Consider the following 21,358-nt stretch of genomic DNA (forward strand, 5'->3'; position numbering starts at 1 on the left):
ACTCCGCTAGGGTTTCGCGTTCTGTTGTTCGACGGGTGCGACGCGCTGGCCGGGCCGGATCTTGTGCCAGCCATCGACCACGATCCTCTCTCCGGGCTCCAGCCCGCGCCGCACCACCCAGCTTCCCGCGATCTGGTCGCCAACCTCGATCTGCTTGGCCACTGCCGTGTCGTCCGGCCCGATGACGAACACGGTGGCCGTATCGCCGTTGAGCCGCGCCGCACGCGCCGGGATCAGAATTCCCTCCTGGCGGACGCCGACGTGGATCTGGCCGGTGACGAACTGGCCCGGCAGCAGCTCCCTGCCCGCATTATCGAAACGGGCGCGTATGGTCTGCGCGCCGGTGGTCCGGTCCACGCTCAGATCGGCGAAGTCCACCACCCCGGTTTCGCCGAATTCCCGGCCGTTGGCCAGCGTCAGGCGCACCTGAAAGGTGTTCGATGCCGAGGTCGCCAACCCGCCTGATCGGGCGTAGTCGGTCAGGTCCATGATGGCGGTATTGGATTTGGTGAACGTGGCGCTGATAGGCGAGAGCTGATTCACCTGGGCCAGCAGCGTGGCTGCCGACGCGCTCACCAGCGCGCCCTCGGTCACCAGGGCCCGCCCCACCCTGCCGGCGATGGGCGCCCTTACCGTGCAGCGGTCCAAGCGCAACTGCGCCAGCGTGACCGCCGCCTGCGCGTCCGCCACGTTGGCCTGCGCCTGGCCCAGCGCGGCAAGCGCGGCTTCGTATTCCTGGGCGCTGACCGCCTGGCGTTGCACCAGCGGGCGGAATCTTTCGGTGACCGAGCGGGCGTTCTTCTGGACCGCCTGCGCCCGCTGCAGCATCGCGTTGGCCTGCGCCAGCTGGGCCTTGTAGTCGCTCGGGTCTATCTGGAACAGCGGGTCGCCGGCCTGGACATCGGTGCCTTCGTTGTACAGCAGCTTTTCAACGATGCCGTCGACACGCGCCCGGACCTCGGCGGTGCGGATGGGCTCGATCCGGCCGGGCAGGTCCACGTTGAGATCAACGGGCTCGCGTCCAATGGTGACGACCACGACCTTCATGGGAGGCACTACGACCGCCGCTGCGTCATTCCGGTCCCCGCAGCCGGCCAACGCTAACGTCCAGGCGCCCATGGCAAACATCAGGACACGGCAGACATTGTTGCTTACTTGCGTCATCCTACAGCTCCTAAGCGTTCGAACACGAAGGTCTCGCGCTGCCCGTCGCCGCTTGCGTGCGGACGGGCCAAACCTGGGCTTATCGAAGGCGCCCGGCGCGCGCCCATCCATCCTCGAACTGAACCGCGGGTCCGCCAGGAAAACGCGGCGCGGGCGCCCACCGGCAACGACGCCGGGGGACCGTGACAGGGATAGGGTTCAGGACGCTGTTGCGCCCGCTAAGGTGCGCCGCGATGCAGGCGCTGAGATAGGCAAATCCGCGGGGGGGTAGCCCATTGCCGCAGGCTAAGCGGATGCCCGGAATCCATGGGGCGCTGCGGGGGTTCATCAAGTTCATCGACTTTCGCACAAGCATCCTTTTCATGATTGACAAGGAAAACCGGCAGAAAAAATGACTTCATGATCGGGCGCTGGAAACGGCGAAGGGCCGCCGCCTTGTTCAGCGCGGCATGTACCGCGCTCGGCGTAATGCGCGCAAGCACCCAAACAGCTTAAGTAGCGATTGCCGTTAGTGCAAGCTTTTCTCAATTCGATAGGCGCGAGCGATACCCCGTGTTGCCGTCGAGGTCCTTCGGCATGGAAGATATTCGGCAGCCTACGCGGGTGGGATACTGACGCACTCAGTATTTCCAGGCGTGACAAAACCACACAACAGAATTCAGCGCCCACCTCCCTTCATGGATAGGCACGATGCCGCTACTCGGCGCCTAGCCTGGAGACGGCTATGCCGCGGCTGGCAAGGCCCGAAGGTCAGGAAGGCGACGCCGCATCATCCATGAGAAACCGGGTCAACGCCTCGATGGAGTATGGCTTCTGCATGACTTCAAACCCCATCGCCCGCGGGCCGGCGATTGCCTCGCTGTAGCCGCTGGCCAGAACGATGCGAATGCCTGGCCAGCGATTGCGTACCTGACAGGCGAGGTCCATGCCGTTCATGCCCGGCAGCACGACATCCAGGATGGCAAGATCGAAGCCGCCGCTTCTTTCGTCCAATTCACGCAGGGCGCCTTCGGCATCGACGGCCCACGTGAGGCGCTGTCCCAATTCGCTGAGCAGGGCGGCGACCACTTCGCCCACTATGCGGTTGTCTTCCACCAGCAGGACGTTCTTGCGCGCGGGGACGCGCTGCACGGGATCGGCCGCGGCGGGCGCTTCGGATGCGGCAGGGGGATTCGCCGCGGGCAGGAACAGCGTGAAGACCGTACCCTTGCCCAACACACTGTCGACCGCGACATCGCCGCCTGACTGCCGCACGAATCCCTGAACCTGGCTCAACCCCAGCCCGGAGTTCTCGTGTTGGCCTTTGGTCGTGAAGAAGGGTTCGAAGACATGCCCCAATACGTCCTGCTCGATGCCCACGCCTGAGTCCTGCACCGACAGCGCGACATGCGGTCCCTTGAGGCCCAGCTTTTCCTTGTTGGCCGTGACAGCGGCCACCACACGCGCGGATATCTTGATCTGCCCGCCACGCGGCATCGCATCGCGCGCGTTGATGACCAGATTGAGCAAGGACGACTCCAACTGGCCGGGGTCGGCGAAAATGGTGCAGTTGCCTGGTCCGAACTCGTAGCTGATCGCCACGGAGGACCCCACCGAGGTCTCGAACAACTGGCGCATCGACGACAGGCTGTCACGCACATCGAACACATGGGGTTGCAACGGTTGCTTCTTGGCGTAAGCAAGCAACTGCCGGGTCAGTTGGGCAGCCCGGTCCGTCGTATCGATGATGATGCCTACGTAGCGCATCAATGACGCCGGCAGGTTGGGGTTGCGCTTCACGAACTCGGCCGAAAACCGGATGGCGGTCAGGAAATTATTGAAGTCGTGGGCCACCCCGCCAGTCAGCCGGCCTATGGCCTCCATACGCTGGGCGTGATGCATGGCGTCCCGCGCCTCCTGCATTTTCTCCCGGTGCTCCTTCTGCTCCGTGATATCCCGCGTGATCTTGGCGTATCCCACCAGTTGTCCGCGATCGTCATGGACCGGGTCGATCACCACGCTGCACCAGAAAGTGCTGCGGTCCTTGCGAACCCGCCAACCCTCCGCCTCGAAGCGCCCTTCCCGCCGGGCCGTCTCCAAAGCCCGCTCCGGCACCCCCGCGTCCCTTTCTTCGTCCATATAGAAAACGGAAAAATGCTGGCCGATGATTTCGTCCGCGGAGTAGCCCTTGAAGCGCTCCGCGCCCGGGTTCCAACTGCTGACACAGCCATTCGCATCCAGGAGATAAATGGCGTAATCCCGCACGGCGCCAACCAAAAGCCGGTAACGATCCCCCGATGGAAAGTCCGGTGCTGAATTCATGTAATTCTCCGACTGCGGATTTAGCTTGCCCGGCCGGCCCCCAGCAAACTGCGTGCCACCGCCCGCAAGCGCTACGTCAGCCGGACCATCAATTGCTCAGGGGGTACGCCGGCCAGTCATCGGAGAAAGGCTTGAGGTGGGCAAGACGGGGTGTGCGGCGCTGCCGCGCCGCCCACGTTCAGGACCGGTTGTCGACCGGCGGGGCATCGGGCGTGGCCCGTCCCGGGTCCCACACATCCTTCGGATCCATGCCGGGTGGAAACTGACGGCCAGCACCGGTGCGGTTGGGATCGGCCGGCCGGTCCGATAGCGTGCGCTCGCCAGGCGGCACGGGCTTGCGCTCGGCGTCGGCGGCGTCGTCCTGGTGAGAATGGGGCTTGGTACTCATGGCGTCTCCTGGTGAGGCAGGCACCACCGGTGCCCAGCGCCCCAGGGCCAGCAAGTGTTGTGCCGCCAGCTTGCCCGCCAGGAGCGCAGGCACCGCCCTTGTTGGTACGGCCGCACTATTGCGGGAAATCGCCAATTTGAGCAAAACTATCCTTTCCACATCTCTTTTGGAGGGTATTGCAATGCAACGCGACGACATCCAAAAGCTGGGCGCTCAAGCCGCTCGCGACGGACTGACCCTATGGGATTGCCCCTACTTCCGAGCCGCGGCCATGCCCGGCCACACCGGAGAGTCGATTTCAGAATGGCGGAGCAAGATCGAAGCCTGGGAAGCCGGATGGATGAATGCAAGGACTCCTGCCCAACCCCCTCCCGGCAGCTATAGCCGCCGGATGGCGCGCGCGCCAGCGGGGTTCCAAACCTGATGAGCCTGACCGAAGCGCCCCCTCTTGGGGCGCTTCTGCTTCTTACCTCAAACATATCTGGGCTTGGCTGCGATCGGGCACGCGGATTGCTGTGACTGGACTCTCATCAATCCGAAGGGAGACCTCCATGTCAGACGACCTGAATAATCGCGGGCCGCAAGACCGTTCGCGGATCAACGTGAATGAACCCCACGAATTGCGCTACTGGACCAAGGAGTTGGGAGTCACCGAGGATCAGCTGCGCGATGCCGTCAAGGCAGTCGGTGTATCGGCCACCGCCGTTCGTGCAGCCCTTCAAGGCAACGCAGGCAGGAAATGACAGGGGGCTGGCGCCATCGTGCCCGCCTCGACCCGACCGTCCAGCCTATGGCCATGCGAATCGCAGCCCGCCCCATTGCCTACAACCCGTCCGAAGACCAGATTCTGGAGGGCGAGTACGGGGCGGGAGCCATGATCATGTGGGGTGAACGCCTCAGCACGTGGCTTGGCAGCGCCGTCACGAGGACACTGCGGTCGGGCACGCGAATTGCTGGACACAAGCTTGTGGGCGGCCCGCCTGCGGCCGCGCCGGCATAAGAGGCCTTGACATGCACCCGATCCGAAAAGCCGTATTTCCCGTCGCGGGACTGGGCACCCGCTTCCTTCCCGCCACCAAGGCCATGCCCAAAGAGATGTTGCCCATCGTCGATCGTCCGCTGATCCAGTATGCCGTCGAGGAAGCGGTTGCCGCTGGAATAACCGAACTGATCTTCGTGACGGGCCGCAACAAACGCGCCATTGAAGACCATTTCGACCGCATGCCGGAGCTTGAGCGAGATCTGGAACTGAAAAACAAGACTACGCTTTTGGAGGCCGTTCGCAACGTGATCCCCGATAGCGTCAAGTGCGTGTACACACGGCAGCCGTCCGCCTTGGGACTGGGCCACGCGGTGCTCTGCGCGGCGTCCATCGTTGGTAATGAACCCTTCGCGGTATTGCTGGCGGACGACCTGATCGATGCGGATGCGCCAGTCATCGGCGAAATGATGAAAGTGGCCAGGGAGTTCGACGGCAGCGTGCTGGCGATACAGCAAGTTCCCAAAGCCAACACGGCCCAGTATGGCATTGTGTCCGGCAGCCGCACGGCGCACGCCGTGCTGCGCGTGACCGGCATCGTGGAAAAGCCCAAGCCCGAGGACGCGCCGACCGACTTGGCGGTGGTCGGTCGTTACATTCTGGAGCCTGCAATCTTCAAATTGCTGGAAAACACGCAAGCCGGCGTGGGCGGCGAGATTCAGTTGACCGACGGCATCGCCGCATTGCTCAAGTCGCGCAACGTTTTTGGCTATGAGTACGAGGGCCTGCGCTACGACTGCGGCAGCAAGGAAGGCTTCTACCGTGCCACCATGGAAATCGGCCGCAAATATCACAACCTGGCTTAACGATATACCGCCTGCGTCGTCCGCTGGGCGGCGCAGGCGTCCACCGCGCGATCAAGCATGATGTACACGCACATCCAACTAGGCGCCCGGGATTGGCGCACACTGGTCAGCTTTTATGATGCCGTGCTGCTGCCGCTGGGCCTGCAGCGCGAGAACACAATAGAAGAGGCGGGGCCGGCCGGGGTAATCTGGCGAGCCGGATCGCAGCGCTGGCCATCGTTCGTGGTGGCGCCACCCTTTAACGGCCTGCCCGCGACCTGGGGCAATGGTTGCCAGATTAGCTTCGAGGCCCCTTCCCCGATGGCAGTCCGGCAATGCTGGGAGGCAGCCTTGAGGCAAGGCGGGCTGGATGAAGGCGCACCGGCATTGCGGCCGCAATACGCCTCGGACTTCTACGCCGCCTATTGCCGCGACCCCGAAGGAAACAAGCTGGCGTTCGTGTGCGCCGTCGCCCCGGATTAACGCGACAGGCAACGGCACGCCAGACATGAGCGGTGCCGGGGCGCACGTGCGAAGAGTGTCAACTCCTGGCTTGCCCCCGCATCGGGAACGCCATTTGCGGTCTTGCGGACCGCATGCTTGAAGACTTGGCGTTGCCGGCTCGCCCAAGCCGTCCAGCACGCGCCTGAGAAAACCGATTGCTGAGCCGCGACACCCCAAAAACAAGACGGCAACACGAGAAGTAGATGTTCTTCACCTATTCCAATTTTTTGAAGCGCGCCGCGGACTGCCGCGCCGCAATCGGGCAGGATAGCTTTCGGCTGCCGCTGCAGACCGTTGCGGCGGTGCTGCTGGCATACGGATGGATGACATGGCGGCAGATGCCGGATATCGCCTGGGGCGCGTTCTCGGCGTTGTTTGTCGTTCGCGCCACGGTCGAGGGCACCGTGGGCGAAGCCGCGGCCCGGATCCTGGGCGCGATGATCGGTGTGGCGCTGGGCGTCACGCTGACGCCGCTGGCCGGCGCCGCCAACCTTCCGGCAGCGTGGAGCATCGTCGCCGGGGTCGGGGCGGCCGCCTGTTTGTCGATGCGCTGGCCCACCCTGAATTACAGCTTGGTCACCGCGACCATCCTGACCGTCACGCCCGACGTCAACATCGTGGCCGGCGCCGTGAACAAGACGCTCGCCATCGTCGTCGGCTCGGCCTCCGGTATCCTGGCGGCGTTTGCGGTGCTGCCGTTGTCGGCCCGGCGCAGCATGCGATTCAACCTGGCCGCGTCGCTGGAGATCTACGGCGAGCTGCTGGTCGACTGGGCCGCGGCGCTGCATGAAGGCCGCCAGCGCCCGCGGCCGCGCGACATCCCGGCGATGGAGCGCACTCGCTGGCGCGCGCGGGACATGGCTATCCAGTCCCGCTCCGTGCCTCTGCAGTTCCTGGGATGGGACAAGCAGGCCCATCGACTGCAAGACCGCCTCGAAGAGCTATGGCTCACCGTGCCTCTGATGGAACGGGTGGGTGCCGTCGTCCTGACAGACAATGTCTGCCACAGGCTGGGTCCGGCCCTGGACGACGTCGCGGCTGCCGCCCAGGCGCAGATCGACGAGCTTGCACGCGCCATACGCGACAGCGCCGCCGAAGCGCCCCTGTGCCGTACCGGAAACCCCTTCGCCCGCCTGGACGCCGTGATTCAGGAGGTCGGGCATGGCGGCGGCTTCACCCCCGCCGAGCGGAATTCCGTGGACCTCATTCGCTGGGCGTGGCAGGAAGTCAGCCGGGAACTGGACGCGCTGTGCGAGTGTGTGGATAGGCCCGCCCGGGACCAGTGACGCGCGCCGCCCAGCGGTCAACGCGTCCGAACGACCTTGAGGCAGCGCATAAAGAACGTCAACGCCGGTCGAAAAAATTCCAGGCCCGACGGGGTGCGGGCGGCAAGCCGGGACCCGCTACGACCGGATCGTGGTGGTGGACGGCGGGCGGATCGTGGAAGATGGCTCCCTGGACGATTTACTTATGGCCCAAGGGCCTTTGCGCGCGCTGTGGGACTTGCAAGTGGAGCGCGGCGTGCGGGCCGCAGAGGACGGCATCCCGCACATCCCGGCGCCAGCCTGAGCAACGCCGTGGCCCCCGTGAAAAGGCGGGTTCACAGGCATGCAATGTGCGGAGCGCGCTGCATTAACGCGCCCACGCCCACCAAGGAATCAGCATGGAAATCGTCCGTACTCCCGATGACCCCGCAGCCCCGCGGCGCCTGCGCCGGGCCAGCTTGCTCTTGGGATTTGCCATGGGCGGCTTTTTTGACGGCATTCTGCTGCATCAGATCCTGCAATGGCACCATCTGTTGTCCGGCGTGCAGACCGCGGTGCTTGGGTCCCTGGCCGCGCAGGTCGCCGCCGATGGTGTCTTCCACGCCATCATGTACGTCATCGCCGCCGTGGGCCTGATCGAACTGTTCCGCGCCCGGCCGGCCATGGCCGCCCCCGCAGCAAGACCGCGCTGGGGTCTTTTCTGGATCGGCTTCGGTGTCTGGCATATCGTCGACGCCCTGCTGTCGCACTGGATCACGGGCATACACCGGGTCAAGATGGACAGCGATATCCCGTTGGCGTGGGACATCGGCTGGGTGCTTGTGTTTGGCCTGGTCCCGCTGCTGTATGGATGGCGCACCCGCAACGGCCGGCCGCCCCGTTCGGACGGTCGCGGCCGGGCCAATGCGCTTTTCGGATTGCTCGCATTGGCGGTCGCCGCCGGCGCCTTGGCAAACCTCTTTCCCTTTCGTGCGGACGCAGACACGACCGTCATCGCGCTGCGCCCAGGCGCCACGCCCGGCGCGATGTTCGAGGCGCTGGACGGCACCGACGCCCGTATCGTCTGGTCGGATCCGCGGGGCTCGGTCTGGGTGATGTCCGCTGTTCCGGCCGCGAAGAAGCTTGGATTGTTCGCCTCCGGCGCCATGTACGTCAGCGGATCGGTCGCGCCCTCGGGATGTTCGGCCTGGCTGAAAACCGGGGGCCCGGGCTGACGCCCCCCGGATCCGGGGGCGCCGTCCATCAACGCCGGGACCGCATGATCAGGCAGGCAGCGCCGCCCAGCAGCAACATGGTGGCCAGTAGCGAGGTCCGCTGGTGCATGGCCATGTGCGTATACATGCTGTGGCGGCGGCCGGCCGGCTGCTGGGCCGGGTGCGACCCGCCACCCTCGTACAGCGAATCCGATCCTCCGCCGGCGGCAGCGTCGCTGCGTTGGTGGCGAAATAGCCAGCCGGCCATGCGGTCCGCCAGCGACGGCATGTTCTGCCCCAGCGTCGCAATGGCGCGGGCTGCCCCGCCCACGTACAAGTCGCGGGTGGGATGCTCCGCGGCGTGCAGGATGGCGTCCGCGACCGTTTCGGGCGCATAGATGGGCGGCGGCAAGGTGGGCTGCACATCCATGTAGTTGCGGGCGTGCGCCGTAAAGCCAGTCGCAATCGACGCGGGCTTGATCAGCGTGACCGACACCGGCGCGCCCTCCTCGCGCAATTCCATGCGCAGCGCGTCCGTAAAGCCCTTTACCGCATGCTTGGCCGCCGAATAGGCGCCCTGGAGCGGCACCGCGCGATCCGATACTTCGCTGCCCACGTTGATCAACGCGCCGCCGGATTCCTTCATATGCCGCACCGCGGCCATGGATCCGTACACCACGCCCCAGTAATCGGTCTCGAACAGCTTGCGCTGGTCTTCGATGGGCACGTCTTCAAGCCGCCCGAAAATCGAAACCCCCGCATTATTCACCCACGTATCGACGCGGCCGTAGCTCTAGATTGCGCGTTCCAGGATGCGCGCGTGATCGTCCTGCACACCGACATCCGCAGGCACGCTGATCGCGGACCCGCCAGCGTGCACGATCTCTTCGACAAGACGCATCAGGGTATCTTCCTGGCGTCCCACCAGGACAACTTTGGCGCCGCGATCCGCAGCCATTTTTGCTGTCGCGGCGCCGATGCCGCTGCCCGCGCCCGTAACGACGATGACTTGGTCGCGCAGCGGTTTCAGGTTCATTTTCATGGGGGGACTCCTGGGTGGAAACGCGAACATCGCGTGACGGCGCATCCAGCAATATGCATGCCCGGCGCCGCCAAACGCCCCCACGGGCGGGCGTTACCTGCGGCCGCGGCCCAGGCGCGCTTCGCGTGATCGCCAGGCCAACGACGCCAAGGCAATGCCCAGGCCGAACGCGCCATACACCAGGGCCATGGCCGGCCGGCTCAGCCGGTGTTCGAAACCCGGGGTGAATCGGCGCGGCGTGGCGCGGTAATCCGCCAGGCAGGCCACGGCCGCAACGGCCAGGCCTGCCGCGACGGCCGGGCCCGGGCGGTTCGGCAAAAGCAGTGCCCGCGTGCTGCGTGCGTGCAGCACTGCCCAGAAAACCGAAGCGGTGTGATGGATTGCGTAGCCCGTGGCGGTGTGACGCCAGGTCGCGGCGTCGACGTGCAAGGCGGGCCGGCCCCACACCCACTGGCTGGTCGAGTTGGTGGGCGCCGTCCAGCTTCCCGCCTGCACGCGGCCTGCAATGCCCAGCGCAAGGGTGGAAAGCACGCTGGCGGCTGACCCACTGATGGCGCCCTCTCGCAGGGCGTTGAGCCACGGGTTCATAGGCATTCCTCGTCAAAGTGCGGGCACGACGCTTGCGGCGCCATGCGGGGTCGGCGGGCGCTTGCGCCGCCTTGCGGAGAGTTCAGTGAAGATCCTGTTGACCGGCGCGAACGGCTTCATTGGCGGCAGCCTGGTTCCCGTTCTGCTGCGCGAGGGCCACGAACTGGTCTGCCCGGTGCGAACCCTGCCTACTGACGGCGCCGCGAACGGCGCAACGGCAAGAGCAACTTTCGTACCCATGGATTTTTCGCAGGCCCGCGCCGAAGGAGACTGGGCGCCTTTGCTGCACGGCGTGGATGCCGTCATCAATACGGTCGGCATATTCCGCGAGCAACACGCCGGCGACTTCATGACGATTCACGTCCGCGCGCCACTGGCCTTGTTTCGCGCCGCCGAGCAGGCGCGCGTTCGCTGCATCATCCAGTTCTCGGCGCTGGGCGCCGATGAAGGCGCCGCGAGCGGTTTCCATGTCAGCAAGCGCGCTGCCGACGACGCCTTAAGGGCGTCCGGCATGCCGGCTGCGGTCGTCCAGCCGTCGCTCGTGTACGGACCGGGCGGCGTGAGCGCCGGGCTGTTCAATCGACTGGCGGTGCTGCCCGTGCTGCCGCTGGTCAGCGGCGGACGGCAAGCCGTACAACCCGTGCACCTGGACGACGTGGCCGCCGGCGTGCTGGCCCTGTTGCATGATCCGCCGCAGCGGCCCGTCACGCTGGCGTTTTGCGGTCCGGCCCCGTTGACCCTGCGGGCCTATCTGGCCGCCCTGCGCCGCGCGCTGGGCGTGCCGGGATCCCAGCGTGTTGTCCCTGTCCCCCTGCGCCTTGCCACCGCGGCGGCCACCGTCGCCTCAATGGCGCCGGGCAGCCTTATCGACCCCGCGGCCCTGTCAATGCTGGAGCGAGGCAACACTGCGAACGTGGCGCCGTTTGCCGCGCTGCTGGGCCGCCAGCCTCGCGCGCCGGAGCACTTCATCGCACCAGAGGCACGCAGCGGGCAGCGGGCGGCCGCCATGCTCGATGTCACGTTGCCACTGCTTCGTTTGAGCATTGCCCTGGTATGGCTTTGGACGGCGGCAGTGTCGTTGGGACTGTATCCGGTGCAGGATAGCCTGGATCTGCTGCACCGGACGGGTGTGCCGCCGGCCCTTGCGCCGTATGCGCTTTATGGCGCCGCGGCACTGGACCTGGCCTTCGGCGTGCTCACGTTGTCGTTGCGGGGACGACACCGGCAATGGCTCTGGCTGGCGCAGGCCGCGCTGATTGCGGGTTACACCGCGATCATCACCGTCCGTCTTCCCGAGTTCTGGCTGCACCCGTTCGGCCCGTTGTCAAAAAATTTACCGATGCTGGCGGCGCTGCTGCTCCTGTATGTGATGGAACCGCGGAAGTCCAAGGGGATGTGAATGGAATACCTGACATTCAAGCTTGTCCACGTCATTTCATCCACCGTGCTGTTCGGGACAGGGGTCGGCTCCGCGTTCTACCTGCTATGCGTGGTGCTGCGGCGTGATGTTCACGTGATTGCGGTCGTGTCGCGGCTGGTCGTCCTGGCCGATTGGCTGTTCACCGCGACGACGGCGGTGCTGCAGCCGCTGACGGGGCTTTATCTGGTCCACATCATGCAGATGCCGCTGTCCACGCCGTGGCTCGCGTGGTCGCTCGGGCTGTATGTGCTTGCGATCGCCTGCTGGCTGCCCGTGGTGCGCCTGCAGATGCGGATGCGTGACCATGCCATCGCAGCCGACCGCGCCGGCGCACCGCTGCCCCCGCAGTTCTGGCGGTATTTCGCGTGGTGGGTGGCGCTGGGCACGGTCGCGCTGGCAGCCTTCCTGCTGATTTTCTACCTGATGATCTTTAAAGGGGCCTGAGGGCAGGCAGGCTCGCCTTGCGGGAACGAATGTTGCGACGGGGGGGTGGGCGTCCAGGGCAACGGGGCGAAATACTCAGGAGATCACAATGGGACGAGACGACAGTAAAGCCGCCGAGCACCTGATGGACTGGCTGCGCGACGCACACGCGATGGAGGAGCAGGTTACGCGTTCGAGAACCTGGAAATTGCGGCCTACAGCCAGCTGATCGAGGCCGCGAAGTTCCTGGGGGACCTGGAAACGGCCGCCGTGTGCGATCGGATCCTGCAGGAAGAACTTGCGATGGCCCAATGGCTTGAGCACAACAACCCCGGCCTGGTGCGTCAGTTCCTGGCCCGCGTGGACGACCCCAATATCCAGGCAAAACGCTGAAATCCCACCCTTCGCGCCGGCCATGCCGCCGCGCATCAAAGCTTCCCGGCAGTGCGCCGGGGACCAGGAGAACATTATGTTTGCACACAACAAGCGACTGCAGTACACGGTTCGTGTCGCCGAGTCCAACCCCGGCTTGGCCAACCTGCTGCTCGAACAGTTTGGCGGCCCGCAAGGCGAACTGGCCGCAGCCTGTCGGTACTTCACGCAGGCGCTGGCCGAGGACGATCCCGGCCGCAAGGACATGCTGCTCGATATCGCTACGGAAGAGCTGAGCCATCTGGAGGTGATCGGCACCATGGTCGCCATGCTGAACAAAGGCGCCAAGGGCGTATTGTCGGAAGCCACCGAGTCCGAGGCCGAGATCTACCGCCGCCTGAACGGTCCCGGCAATGACTCCCACGTCACGCAGGTGCTATACGGGGGCGGCCCCGCCCTGGTGAATTCAGGCGGGCAGCTCTGGAACGCCGGCTACATCGACACCATCGGCGACCCATCCGCGGACTTGCGGTCCAATATCGCCGCGGAAGCGCGCGCCAAGATCATCTACGAGCGCCTCATCAACGCCACCGACGATCCCGGCGTGAAGGACGCGCTTGGGTTCCTGATGACGCGCGAGGTGTCGCATCAGAGGTCTTTTGAAAAAGCCCTGTATTCGATCGAGCCCAACTTCCCGCCCGGAAAGCTGCCCGGGGATCCCCGGTTTGCGTCCGTCTACTTCAATATGTCGCAAGGCGAAGGCGACACGCGCGGGCCGTGGAACAGCGACACGAATTTCACCTATGTGTCTGACCGCGAGGAGCAGGGTTCCATCGACGGCGATGGCATGCCCAATGTGAACCTCACCGAGGACGAGGTGCTTGCCCTGCAGGCGATGGCTGCCCGCACGGCGTCCGACCCGTCCAGCGACCCGGTCACCGGAACCGAGCTGGGCGCCGCCAATGCCGAAGACCTGAAACCCTGACGTCCGGGTTAAAGCTGGCCAGCGGCGCACGCCCCGCCCCGGGATATCCCGGGGCGGGGCTTTCTTTTGCCTATCGTGGTCCGCGCGGCGCCGGCCGCGTCGTCACCGGTCAAGCCTGGTCGTGTCCAATTTCATCGTGCAGGCGCTGGCGGGCCAACCGTTGACCGTCTACGGAGACGGCATGCAGACGCGGTCCTTTTGTGATGTGGACGACCTGAACGACGGTCTCCGGGTGACATGTGCGGTCCATAGGTATTGAAGATCCGCGCAATCTTGATGACGACGCGGGAACCTCTTTGCGGAACATGTGATTGTTGCGGCGCGTATTGACCCCGCTGGGTCAGCGTGCCTCAATGAAGCCGTGGGTGTGCAAGGAGTCGGCAATGTCTAACCCAGCTTTCAAGCGTGTCATGGAGATCGTTGCGGTCGCCGGCGACGGCACAACCTACCGCATAGACAAATACAGTCCCTCGGGACCGCCGGGCGGGGACACCACAGGTGCTTTTTGCTGCATACCCGACGCGCATTTGATGCGCTTCAGACGGAAGTCCGAGCCTCCGACAATCTTATCGATGCGCTCGACCTGGCCCCTGGTTTCCTCCAGGAGCAGCGTAAACGCCTCCGCCAGCGCCGGATCCGTGGCGGCGCGCGCCATCTTTGGCAGTGCGCGCGTCAGTTGTTTTTCGGCGCTGTAGATATCCGACAGCTCGTGCACGAACAAGTCCTTCAGTGTCTTTTGAGCCATGATCGCTCCTGTAGTTAGATTGGTCTTGGGCCGTGCCCGCCCCGGACATCGCAAGGGGGGTGCCCGGATACCTTTACCTGGATTTCGCGGTGACGCTTTGCTGCAAGGTCTTCGCGGCCTGCAGATGCTGCTGCAGGCTCGGAAGCGTTTCGATGGCGAACTGCTTCACCTCGGGATCCTTGACCTCCTTGGAAGCCTTCTCGAACAGCTTTACGGCGTCCTCATGCGCGTCCACGCCGATCTCATCCGCATAGGCCTTGTCGAAGCCTTCGTCGCGCAGCCCCAGCGCCTTGAGCTTGGCGGACTGCATCATCGAAGGTTCCTTCGGCGGCTCGAAGCCCTTGGACTTGGCCAAGGCTTCCAGCTGCTGCCCCACTTTGGCGTGATCGTCGATCATCTTCTGCGCGAATTGCTTCACGTCAGCGTTTTTCGACTTTTCCAGGGCCATCTTGCTGCCGGCCATCTCGAGGTGGCCGGATTCCGCGGCGTCAGTCAAAAAGCCGCGGGTTTCACTATCGAGCTTGTTGGTCGAGGCGGGCACCTGGCCGCCAGAAGCGGCAGGCGTCTGGGCCAAAGCAGCCGTCCCCATGCCGAAGACAAGCGCAGCGCCAATCCCTACCTTCAAAAGACCTATTTTCATGCGGACCTCCAGTTGTGATTCATCGCCGATTGACGGGCTAAAGCCGCCCGACGTGTGCCGCCCTCTCAGCAGACGCCATGCCCGGAGCGCTGACGCGGGTCGCGCGCGGGTCATTCAAAGTCGCCCTCGCCCACCTGTATCGGGCCGTCGGTGGGCACCCATTGCGTGCGGTGGGCAAGCTCGCGCAGCGCGTCTGCGCCGCCTTCGAACGCCCGCAGCAGCTCGGGAGCGGTGTCATCCGCGGCGCCAAACCGCTGGCGCAGCACATCGCCCGAAATCTCGAACTGCCGTGTCACGCCCGACGTTTCCATTTCGAAGACAATGGCGTCGCCTTGCGCCTTCGCGTTTGTGGATTTGGTGAATTTCATGCGTAGCTCCTGGCTCGTGGTCGTGAGTGCGCATAGCGCGGGTTGCATCAAGCAGCACAGGGCAGCAAGTAGTGTTCCGGCGGGTGGTCTGTGTGCACGCCCGGATCCCCGGGAACCAGGTCCGTGAACTACCCAGAGGTCCGGCAGATGCGCGGTCCGGCGGCCACGTGCCCTCCGCCTGAATGGCCACACCCGCGTGGCCGAAGGTATGACCACTTTGCCGCGCAGGTGACGAAATGGGCAGGATCGCCCGTGGCGTTCGGCATCGCGCTGATCGCCGTGATCGTTTGGGGAATCTTCAGCCTTCAGGCAGGCGGATCGACACGCGGCGCTACCGGCGCCATGGCGTTGCGGGCCGCCCGCACCGCGCGCAGCCGGCGCACTTCGGCATCCAGCTTTGCGCGCAGCATTTCGACCTCTTGCTCATCGGTGGCGCGCAAGGCAGCGGCGCGCACGTCCGAGATCATTGTGGCTAACTGAATCATGTCCGGATCTGTCAAAGCGCCGCTAACCCGCCTCACCTGGCTGCGCTCGAGCAGCTCGGCAAAGCGCGCACGCAGCGCAACGGCGGCCATCGCGCGCAATGGCTGTTTCAGGAACGGCGGCCAACCCAGTGCCGCCCCGGCGGTCAGCGCCGTTGTCCTGGCCCAGGCCCCGGCGAGGCCCGAGCTTACCGGCGGGACACGCCGCAATGAGGGCCGGGCCAGCGCCTGCCTGTCGCGATCCATCTTGGCCAGCAAGGCATCCTTGTCAGCGAGTGTGGTGGCCTTGTGCATAATGGCTCCGGGCAGCGTCCGTATCCAGGCGAACCTGGCGGCTCAGTTCATTAAAGGGAGATCCCTTGGGCGCGCTGCGGCTGGAGATAGCCAGCGAAACCAGCGTGATCAGCAGCCACGCCCCCGCCACCAGCCATGCGGCGAGCTTGCGGTAATCGGTGTCCCAGAAGCTGACGATGGCCGCCACGGACACGAATCCCAAGGTGCCAAGCGCACAGAACACAAGCGCCACACCACTGATCAGGGTGGCGACCAGGGCCGTCCGGTACAGCGACAGCTCGATGCCGATAAGCTCGACGTAATCGCCCGAGCGTTCCGCGGCGAATTCCGCAATGCGGCGCAGTCTGCGCAATCGTTCCGAAATCATGGCGACTCCTTTGGCGATGACACGCCAGGTCAGCAAATTGCATACCCGCGCACAGGGGTAAGGCGTGTCAGGCCACAACCTGGTTGCGGCCGGCGTGCTTGGCCTGATAGAGCTTGCCATCGGCGCGCCGGAACAGGGATTCCCAAGTCTCGGCCTGGCCGGCCTGCGCCACGCCTACGCTGATCGTGACGGAAATCTCCGCGCCGAGAATGCGCGGGGCGTCCTGTACAGCGCGGCGCAGGCGCTCTGCATAAGCGCGCGCTTCTGTCCCCGCTGCGTCAGGCAGGTAGATCGCGAACTCCTCGCCGCCGATGCGTCCCAGCACGTCGCCTTCGCGCACCGCGCCGCTCAATGCCCTGGCCACGTGCTGCAGCACCATGTCGCCGCTCTGGTGGCCGTGCAGGTCGTTGACGCGCTTGAAGTGATCAACATCACAGATGATCAGCGCAGCCCCGGCGCGCGCGTGCGCGTGCTGCGGCCGCGCACGCGCCTCAAAGCCGCGCCGGTTATAGACGCCGGTGAGCCAGTCCCTGTCGCCCTCGCTTCGCACCTCATCAATGGCGTCCGCGGCGATCGCCACCAGCAGCGCGATGGCCAGGGTGACGCTGAACACCGCAAGCGACAGCTGCAGGAGCTGCCAGAACCGCGAATCGGCGAAAGCGAGCGCGCCCTGTGGCGCACGCGCGCCCAGGCTGAGCAAGGTGCGCGGCAGGAAATGCAGGCCGAACAGCAGCACCACCACGAACAATGCGGTATCGACGCGCCGCCGCCTGGGTGCGCGCCGCATGCGCAGCGCCGCCCCGCAAAACAGCAGCCCCATGCCTACATTCAGCGCGTAGACACGAACCAGCAGGTTGCGGTCGATATAGTAGAAGTACCAGAGCACGCCCATCATTGCGGCGGTGAAGACGCCGAAGGCAAGCCAGGGCAGCCGCACGCCGGCGCGCGCAAGGATGCCCTGCACCACCAGACAGGCCGCCGATGTGTACAGGACGCCTGAGCACAGCGCATTCAGCCCCGTGTCCCGCGGCCAATAGAGCACCTGCGAAACCGCTCCCACCGCGAACAGCGCGCAGCCGGCAGCCAGGTGCAGCAAGAATGCGCGGCGGCGAAAGAAAAACCAGATAGCGAAAAAGGCGGCGCCGAAGACCAGAAGCAGCGCGGGCGCGATCAATGACAGGGTCACGCGGACGAGCGCACCGTCCATGGAGAGATTCCTATGCAGCGCGATGACGGGCATGCCGGATCATCGGTTTCACAATGCCCAAGGACGGTCGGCGCTGCGGGTGACCGGCGCGACCTTCATGGGAATTCTGCGAAGATATCACGGCCGCAGCCGCCCCCTGTCCGGGTCGCACCCGTGCATATCGCGGTCCGGGACGCCTGGACGCGCCGAGCGGCTGCCTCTGGCCCCCGCAACGGGGCACCCGGAGCCCCCGCACGCCTGCCTCTGTCAGCACGCCTTCGGCAAGCGCGTCCGCGCTACGGAACACCGCGCGCAGATCGGGGGCTTTGTCCAGCAGTTCGGCTGCGGCGCACGGCCGCACGCTGGTCATCGCCAGTGGCCAGCCTCACGTTGCGCCAACCCTAGATCACGGCGAATTGAGCGTAAGCCGCCGGGGGCTGGCGCTCAATGCATCAGGGCAACCGCGCGCCGCTTTTGGCGATGCGTTGCAGCAGATGCGCCAGCTCCTCAAGCTGGTAGGGCTTGGTGAGCAGCGGAATGCCTTCCTGCTCCGCACGCTTGGCCTCTTCGCCCGGAAAACCGGTCACCAGGACCACGGGGAGCCGCGGCCTCTGCGTCCGGACCTCGCGCGCCAGCTGCACGCCACTTTTCCCGCCGGGCATCATGACGTCCGACAGCAGGATGTCGATGGGGACATCGTCGTTCAAGACGTCCAGGGCTTCCGCGGCGCTTGCCGCGGATGTCACTTCGTAGCCCAGTTCCAGCAGCATGCTGGTGGTCAACGCGGCAACCTCGTCGTCGTCTTCGACCAGCAGAACGTTCAGCGAGCTTAGCCGGCCTTCAACAGGCGCTGATGCCGGTTCCTGCCCAGCGTCTTCCACGTGCTTCATCGAGCGCGGCAGGAAGATGTTTACGGTCGTTCCGGCGCCGACCTTGGTCGTCACTTGAATCGTGCCGCCGGACTGGGTGGCAAAGCCGTATGCCTGGGCCAGCCCCAACCCTGACCCCTTGCCGACATCCTTGGTGGTGAAGAAGGGCTCGAACATGCGCGCCGCAACATCCGGCGCCATGCCCGTGCCGGTGTCCGTCACATAGAGCAGAACATGGTCCTCGGAGAAGTCTCCGTCTGGCGACGGCGGCACGTTCTGGGTGCCGATCTCGATCACGCCGCCGCGCGGCATCGCGTCGCGAGCGTTGACGGCCAGATTCAGGATCACGAGTTCCAGTTCATCGGCATCGACCTCGACCGTCCAAAGGCTGTCGGACAGTTTAAGGACGATCTTGATGTCTCCACGCAGGCTGCGTTCCAGCATCTCCAGCATGTTGCGAACCAGCGGGCTCAGGTCCAGGGCACGCGGTGACAGGGCCTGCCGGCGGGCGAAGGTCAATAGTTGGCGCGTCAGCGACGCACCCCGCTCAACGGCCTGGCGCATTGATACGTGCAGGCGATTTCGCCGGGATTCATCGACCGGGCGGCCCAACATCTGCAACCCCCCGGAAATCACCATCAGCAGGTTATTGAAATCATGAGCCACGCCGCCCGTCAGCTGGCCCAGGGCCTCAAGCTTCTGCGCCTGGCGCAGTGATTCCTCGATCCTGCTTCTTTCCTTCATTTGCTGCTGAAGCTCGGCGTTCGCATTTTCGAGTTCCTGGGTGCGCCTTGCCACAACGGATTCAAGCGTTTGGGCGGCCGATTTCTCGGCCAGAAGCAGCTCCCTGATTTCATATTGGCGCATCCGGGATCGGGCTGCCGTTCGCACCATTGTCGTCAATGCAAGGCTATGGACGGGCCGTTCAAGGACAGAGACGTTTTGCAGGACATCAATCATCTTTTCCCGCCAGCGCACCACCAGGCCGCTTTGCGACTTGCCCGTCAGCACCACGAAATGCAGACCGGACCACGCGGGTTGCGTGCCCACCCATTGCCCAATCTTTTCCAGATTCTCGCCAAAAAGACCTTCTTCCGTGACGCAGACAGCCAGCGCCCCGGCCGTCGCCCCGTCGACAAGATCACCGATACCGCCACACACCAATGTGGAAAATCCATCGCGCTCAAGAAGCTTTGCGCAGGCCGGTCCATCACGCCCAATGGGCGCGTAAACCAGGACCCGGCCTTCGGTGTTTTCAGAATGAGGCATCGCCATCGCTTTGCAATAGGCGCATGTCGTCGCCCGTGTAATGCGGCGTTCCCGAGAAGATGCCGCTAAAGGCCGTAAGCGGTGGGCCCACCGTCAGCCCTTGCCCGGACAATTTGAACTCGCGGATGGCGTGCTCATGGGCGCCACTGCGCTTTTTGACTACCGACAGCGCGCGCCGTACGCGTCCAGCATGCTCGAAATACCGCAACATGATGACCGCGTCGCTGAGATAACTGATATCGAGCGGCGTCTCTATCGGACCGACCAGGCCGTGTTGCGCCAGGACCATGATCGTGGTCACGCCCTGCTGGCCAAGGTAGCTCAACAGTTCGTGCATCTGCAGAACAAGAAAACGCCCGTCCGGCATCGCGTTCAGATACCCGTTAAGGCTGTCGATCACAATCACGCGAGCGCCATCGACTTCCACACTACGGCGAACCAGCGAAGTGAATTCGCCTGGCGACAACTCGGCGGGATCGACCTGCCGGATGGTCAAGAGACCCGCGTCCAAGGCGGGCGCCAGTTCCATCCCCAGCGCCTGGGTACGTGTCTGGAGCGTGGCCTGTGACTCATCGAACGCGAATACAGCCGCCTTTTCGCCGCGGTTCGTGGCCGCCAAAGCGTAAGTAATGGCGAGCGAAGATTTTCCGACCCCTGCGGCGCCAATCAATAGTGCATTGGTCCCACGTTCCAGTCCCCCGCCCAACAGCTTGTCCAATTCCATGTTTCCGCTGGGCGTCGGGGTGGCGAGGAAATGCGTGTGGTGCTCGGCCGCGATCAGGCGGGGATACACGTCAAGCCCACCTTTCTTGATCGAAAAGTCGTGGTATCCACCGCGAAAATCGACTCCCCGCATTTTCAGCACCCTCAAGCGGCGGCGTTGCGCGCCGTAATCAACCGCCAGTTGCTCCAGGGCAATAACGCCGTGGGCAATCGAATGCAACTGAAGGTCATCCTCTTTGGATGAATGGTCGTCCAACAGAATGACAGTGCATTGGCGGTTCGAGAAAAAATGTTTCAGTGCAAGAATTTGCCGCCGATAGCGCAGGGATCCCTGCGCCAGCAGACGCAGTTCGGACAGGCTGTCTATCACCACCCGGGCGGGGTCAAGCGCGGCGACCTTGTCGAGCACCAAACGGGTGGTCTCGCTTAGCTCCATTTCAGCGGGATGCAAAACGGTCAGTTCACGCTCAGGATCAAGCACGTCCTCGGAAACGAGCTCCAGGATCTCAACAGTGTCCAGGGACCATCCGTGCCGCTGGGCCACCAGCCGTAGTTCCGCCGGGCTCTCCGACAGCGCGACGTAGAGCGTCCGTTCGCCCTGGCGCCCGCCTTCTAGAAGGAACTGCATGCCCAGCGTAGTTTTGCCGGTGCCGGGGCGACCTTCGCACAGGTACAACCGGTTGGCGTCCAAGCCGCCCCCCAGGATGTCGTCCAAGCCGATATTTCCAGTCGAAAGCCGGGGTAACTCGACCTCTAGGGCCGCCTTGTGATCTGTATTGTTCATATTTGTTCTCCCATACTTAGCCGACCAGCATATCGCCCTCTGATATTCCAGAGAATCACAAGGTTTGAGAGATTTTTACACTCGTTTCCAGGGCGGGGAAGGCAATGCCTTGGATGAGCAGGGACGAAATGGGGCGCCCGAAGGAGCCCGGGCGCAAGTTTC

21 protein-coding genes and 3 pseudogenes are annotated in these 21,358 nt (G+C 64.5%); 11 read left to right on the forward strand and 13 right to left on the reverse strand.

From position 1 onward, the window contains the following. Positions 1-6: 6 nt before the first annotated feature. From ASE30_RS23415 to ASE30_RS23425, 3 genes are all read right to left on the reverse strand, one after another. On the reverse strand, positions 7-1,164 hold the full coding sequence (locus tag ASE30_RS23415; RefSeq protein ID WP_057286686.1) for an efflux RND transporter periplasmic adaptor subunit: 1,158 nt from the start codon (positions 1,162-1,164) through the stop codon (positions 7-9). A 750-nt stretch (positions 1,165-1,914) separates the two neighbouring features. Beyond that, entirely contained in the window at positions 1,915-3,465 is a 1,551-nt protein-coding gene (locus tag ASE30_RS23420) for a PAS domain-containing sensor histidine kinase (RefSeq protein ID WP_057286687.1), read from the reverse strand. Between the two features lie 178 nt (positions 3,466-3,643). After that, positions 3,644-3,853, reverse strand: coding sequence for a hypothetical protein (locus ASE30_RS23425; RefSeq protein WP_057286688.1), 210 nt, complete (start codon positions 3,851-3,853; stop codon positions 3,644-3,646). A gap of 181 nt (positions 3,854-4,034) precedes the next feature. On the opposite strand from ASE30_RS23425, the gene ASE30_RS29825 reads away from it, so the two are divergent. The 6 genes from ASE30_RS29825 (at position 4,035) to ASE30_RS23455 (ending at position 8,660) form a co-directional block, all read left to right on the forward strand. Then, the gene (locus ASE30_RS29825; RefSeq protein ID WP_082601703.1) at positions 4,035-4,277 is read left to right on the forward strand and encodes a CrpP-related protein; all 243 of its coding nucleotides are present in this window, start codon (positions 4,035-4,037) and stop codon (positions 4,275-4,277) included. A 127-nt stretch (positions 4,278-4,404) separates the two neighbouring features. Then, a complete protein-coding gene (locus ASE30_RS23430; RefSeq protein WP_057286689.1) occupies positions 4,405-4,596 on the forward strand; it encodes a DUF3606 domain-containing protein in 192 nt (63 codons plus the stop codon). Between the two features lie 268 nt (positions 4,597-4,864). Next, positions 4,865-5,698 (forward strand): UTP--glucose-1-phosphate uridylyltransferase GalU, encoded by an 834-nt coding sequence (gene galU, locus ASE30_RS23440; protein WP_057286691.1) that lies wholly within the window; start codon positions 4,865-4,867, stop codon positions 5,696-5,698. Positions 5,699-5,755: 57 nt separating this feature from the next. After that, positions 5,756-6,160, forward strand: coding sequence for a VOC family protein (locus ASE30_RS23445; protein ID WP_235515331.1), 405 nt, complete (start codon positions 5,756-5,758; stop codon positions 6,158-6,160). A gap of 224 nt (positions 6,161-6,384) precedes the next feature. Then, positions 6,385-7,467, forward strand: coding sequence for an aromatic acid exporter family protein (locus ASE30_RS23450; protein WP_235515332.1), 1,083 nt, complete (start codon positions 6,385-6,387; stop codon positions 7,465-7,467). 377 nt (positions 7,468-7,844) lie between these two features. Next, positions 7,845-8,660, forward strand: a complete 816-nt coding sequence (locus ASE30_RS23455) for a DUF2243 domain-containing protein (RefSeq protein WP_057286692.1) — start codon at positions 7,845-7,847, stop codon at positions 8,658-8,660. Between the two features lie 28 nt (positions 8,661-8,688). On the opposite strand, the pseudogene ASE30_RS23460 reads toward ASE30_RS23455, so the two are convergent. Further along, positions 8,689-9,681, reverse strand: a pseudogene (locus ASE30_RS23460) (SDR family oxidoreductase). Between the two features lie 93 nt (positions 9,682-9,774). Then, on the reverse strand, positions 9,775-10,269 hold the full coding sequence (locus ASE30_RS23465; RefSeq protein WP_235515333.1) for a hypothetical protein: 495 nt from the start codon (positions 10,267-10,269) through the stop codon (positions 9,775-9,777). Positions 10,270-10,354: 85 nt separating this feature from the next. Between ASE30_RS23465 and ASE30_RS23470 the strand changes: the two genes are divergently transcribed. The 5 genes and pseudogenes from ASE30_RS23470 to ASE30_RS29785 form a co-directional block, all read left to right on the forward strand. After that, on the forward strand, positions 10,355-11,668 hold the full coding sequence (locus ASE30_RS23470) for an SDR family oxidoreductase (RefSeq protein WP_057286694.1): 1,314 nt from the start codon (positions 10,355-10,357) through the stop codon (positions 11,666-11,668). Next, positions 11,669-12,133, forward strand: a complete 465-nt coding sequence (locus ASE30_RS23475; protein ID WP_057286695.1) for a DUF2269 domain-containing protein — start codon at positions 11,669-11,671, stop codon at positions 12,131-12,133. It abuts the gene before it with no gap. 207 nt (positions 12,134-12,340) lie between these two features. Continuing rightward, positions 12,341-12,505 (forward strand): DUF892 family protein, encoded by a 165-nt coding sequence (locus ASE30_RS29665; RefSeq protein WP_235515348.1) that lies wholly within the window; start codon positions 12,341-12,343, stop codon positions 12,503-12,505. 76 nt (positions 12,506-12,581) lie between these two features. Then, positions 12,582-13,469 carry a manganese catalase family protein gene (locus ASE30_RS23485; RefSeq protein ID WP_057286697.1) on the forward strand — a complete coding sequence of 296 codons (888 nt, stop codon included), beginning with the start codon at positions 12,582-12,584 and terminating at the stop codon, positions 13,467-13,469. 94 nt (positions 13,470-13,563) lie between these two features. Beyond that, a pseudogene (locus tag ASE30_RS29785) lies at positions 13,564-13,698 on the forward strand (NAD-dependent epimerase/dehydratase family protein); the annotation flags it as partial. A gap of 288 nt (positions 13,699-13,986) precedes the next feature. Here the strand turns inward: ASE30_RS29785 and ASE30_RS23490 are convergent. From ASE30_RS23490 to ASE30_RS23525, 8 genes and pseudogenes are all read right to left on the reverse strand, one after another. Next, positions 13,987-14,214, reverse strand: a pseudogene (locus ASE30_RS23490) (ferritin-like domain-containing protein); the annotation flags it as partial. Positions 14,215-14,287: 73 nt separating this feature from the next. Beyond that, positions 14,288-14,803 carry a DUF4142 domain-containing protein gene (locus ASE30_RS23495; protein ID WP_057287042.1) on the reverse strand — a complete coding sequence of 172 codons (516 nt, stop codon included), beginning with the start codon at positions 14,801-14,803 and terminating at the stop codon, positions 14,288-14,290. A gap of 161 nt (positions 14,804-14,964) precedes the next feature. Beyond that, positions 14,965-15,222 (reverse strand): DUF1488 family protein, encoded by a 258-nt coding sequence (locus tag ASE30_RS23500; protein WP_057286698.1) that lies wholly within the window; start codon positions 15,220-15,222, stop codon positions 14,965-14,967. A gap of 305 nt (positions 15,223-15,527) precedes the next feature. Then, positions 15,528-15,998, reverse strand: coding sequence for a hypothetical protein (locus ASE30_RS29070; RefSeq protein WP_057286699.1), 471 nt, complete (start codon positions 15,996-15,998; stop codon positions 15,528-15,530). Then, entirely contained in the window at positions 15,973-16,365 is a 393-nt protein-coding gene (locus tag ASE30_RS23510; protein WP_057286700.1) for a phage holin family protein, read from the reverse strand. Before ASE30_RS23510 ends, ASE30_RS29070 begins: the two co-directional genes overlap by 26 nt. Before the next feature lie 67 nt (positions 16,366-16,432). Then, entirely contained in the window at positions 16,433-17,605 is a 1,173-nt protein-coding gene (locus ASE30_RS23515; protein ID WP_200964471.1) for a diguanylate cyclase, read from the reverse strand. 398 nt (positions 17,606-18,003) lie between these two features. Next, positions 18,004-19,689: an ATP-binding protein gene (locus ASE30_RS23520; RefSeq protein WP_156407747.1), complete on the reverse strand. Its 1,686-nt coding sequence runs from the start codon at positions 19,687-19,689 to the stop codon at positions 18,004-18,006. After that, positions 19,676-21,196 (reverse strand): ATPase domain-containing protein, encoded by a 1,521-nt coding sequence (locus ASE30_RS23525; protein WP_057286703.1) that lies wholly within the window; start codon positions 21,194-21,196, stop codon positions 19,676-19,678. The genes ASE30_RS23520 and ASE30_RS23525 overlap by 14 nt, the downstream gene beginning before the upstream one ends. Positions 21,197-21,358: the final 162 nt, after the last annotated feature.

The sequence above is a fragment of the Achromobacter sp. Root83 genome, from assembly GCF_001428845.1.
In the GTDB taxonomy this organism is placed as follows: domain Bacteria; phylum Pseudomonadota; class Gammaproteobacteria; order Burkholderiales; family Burkholderiaceae_B; genus Achromobacter.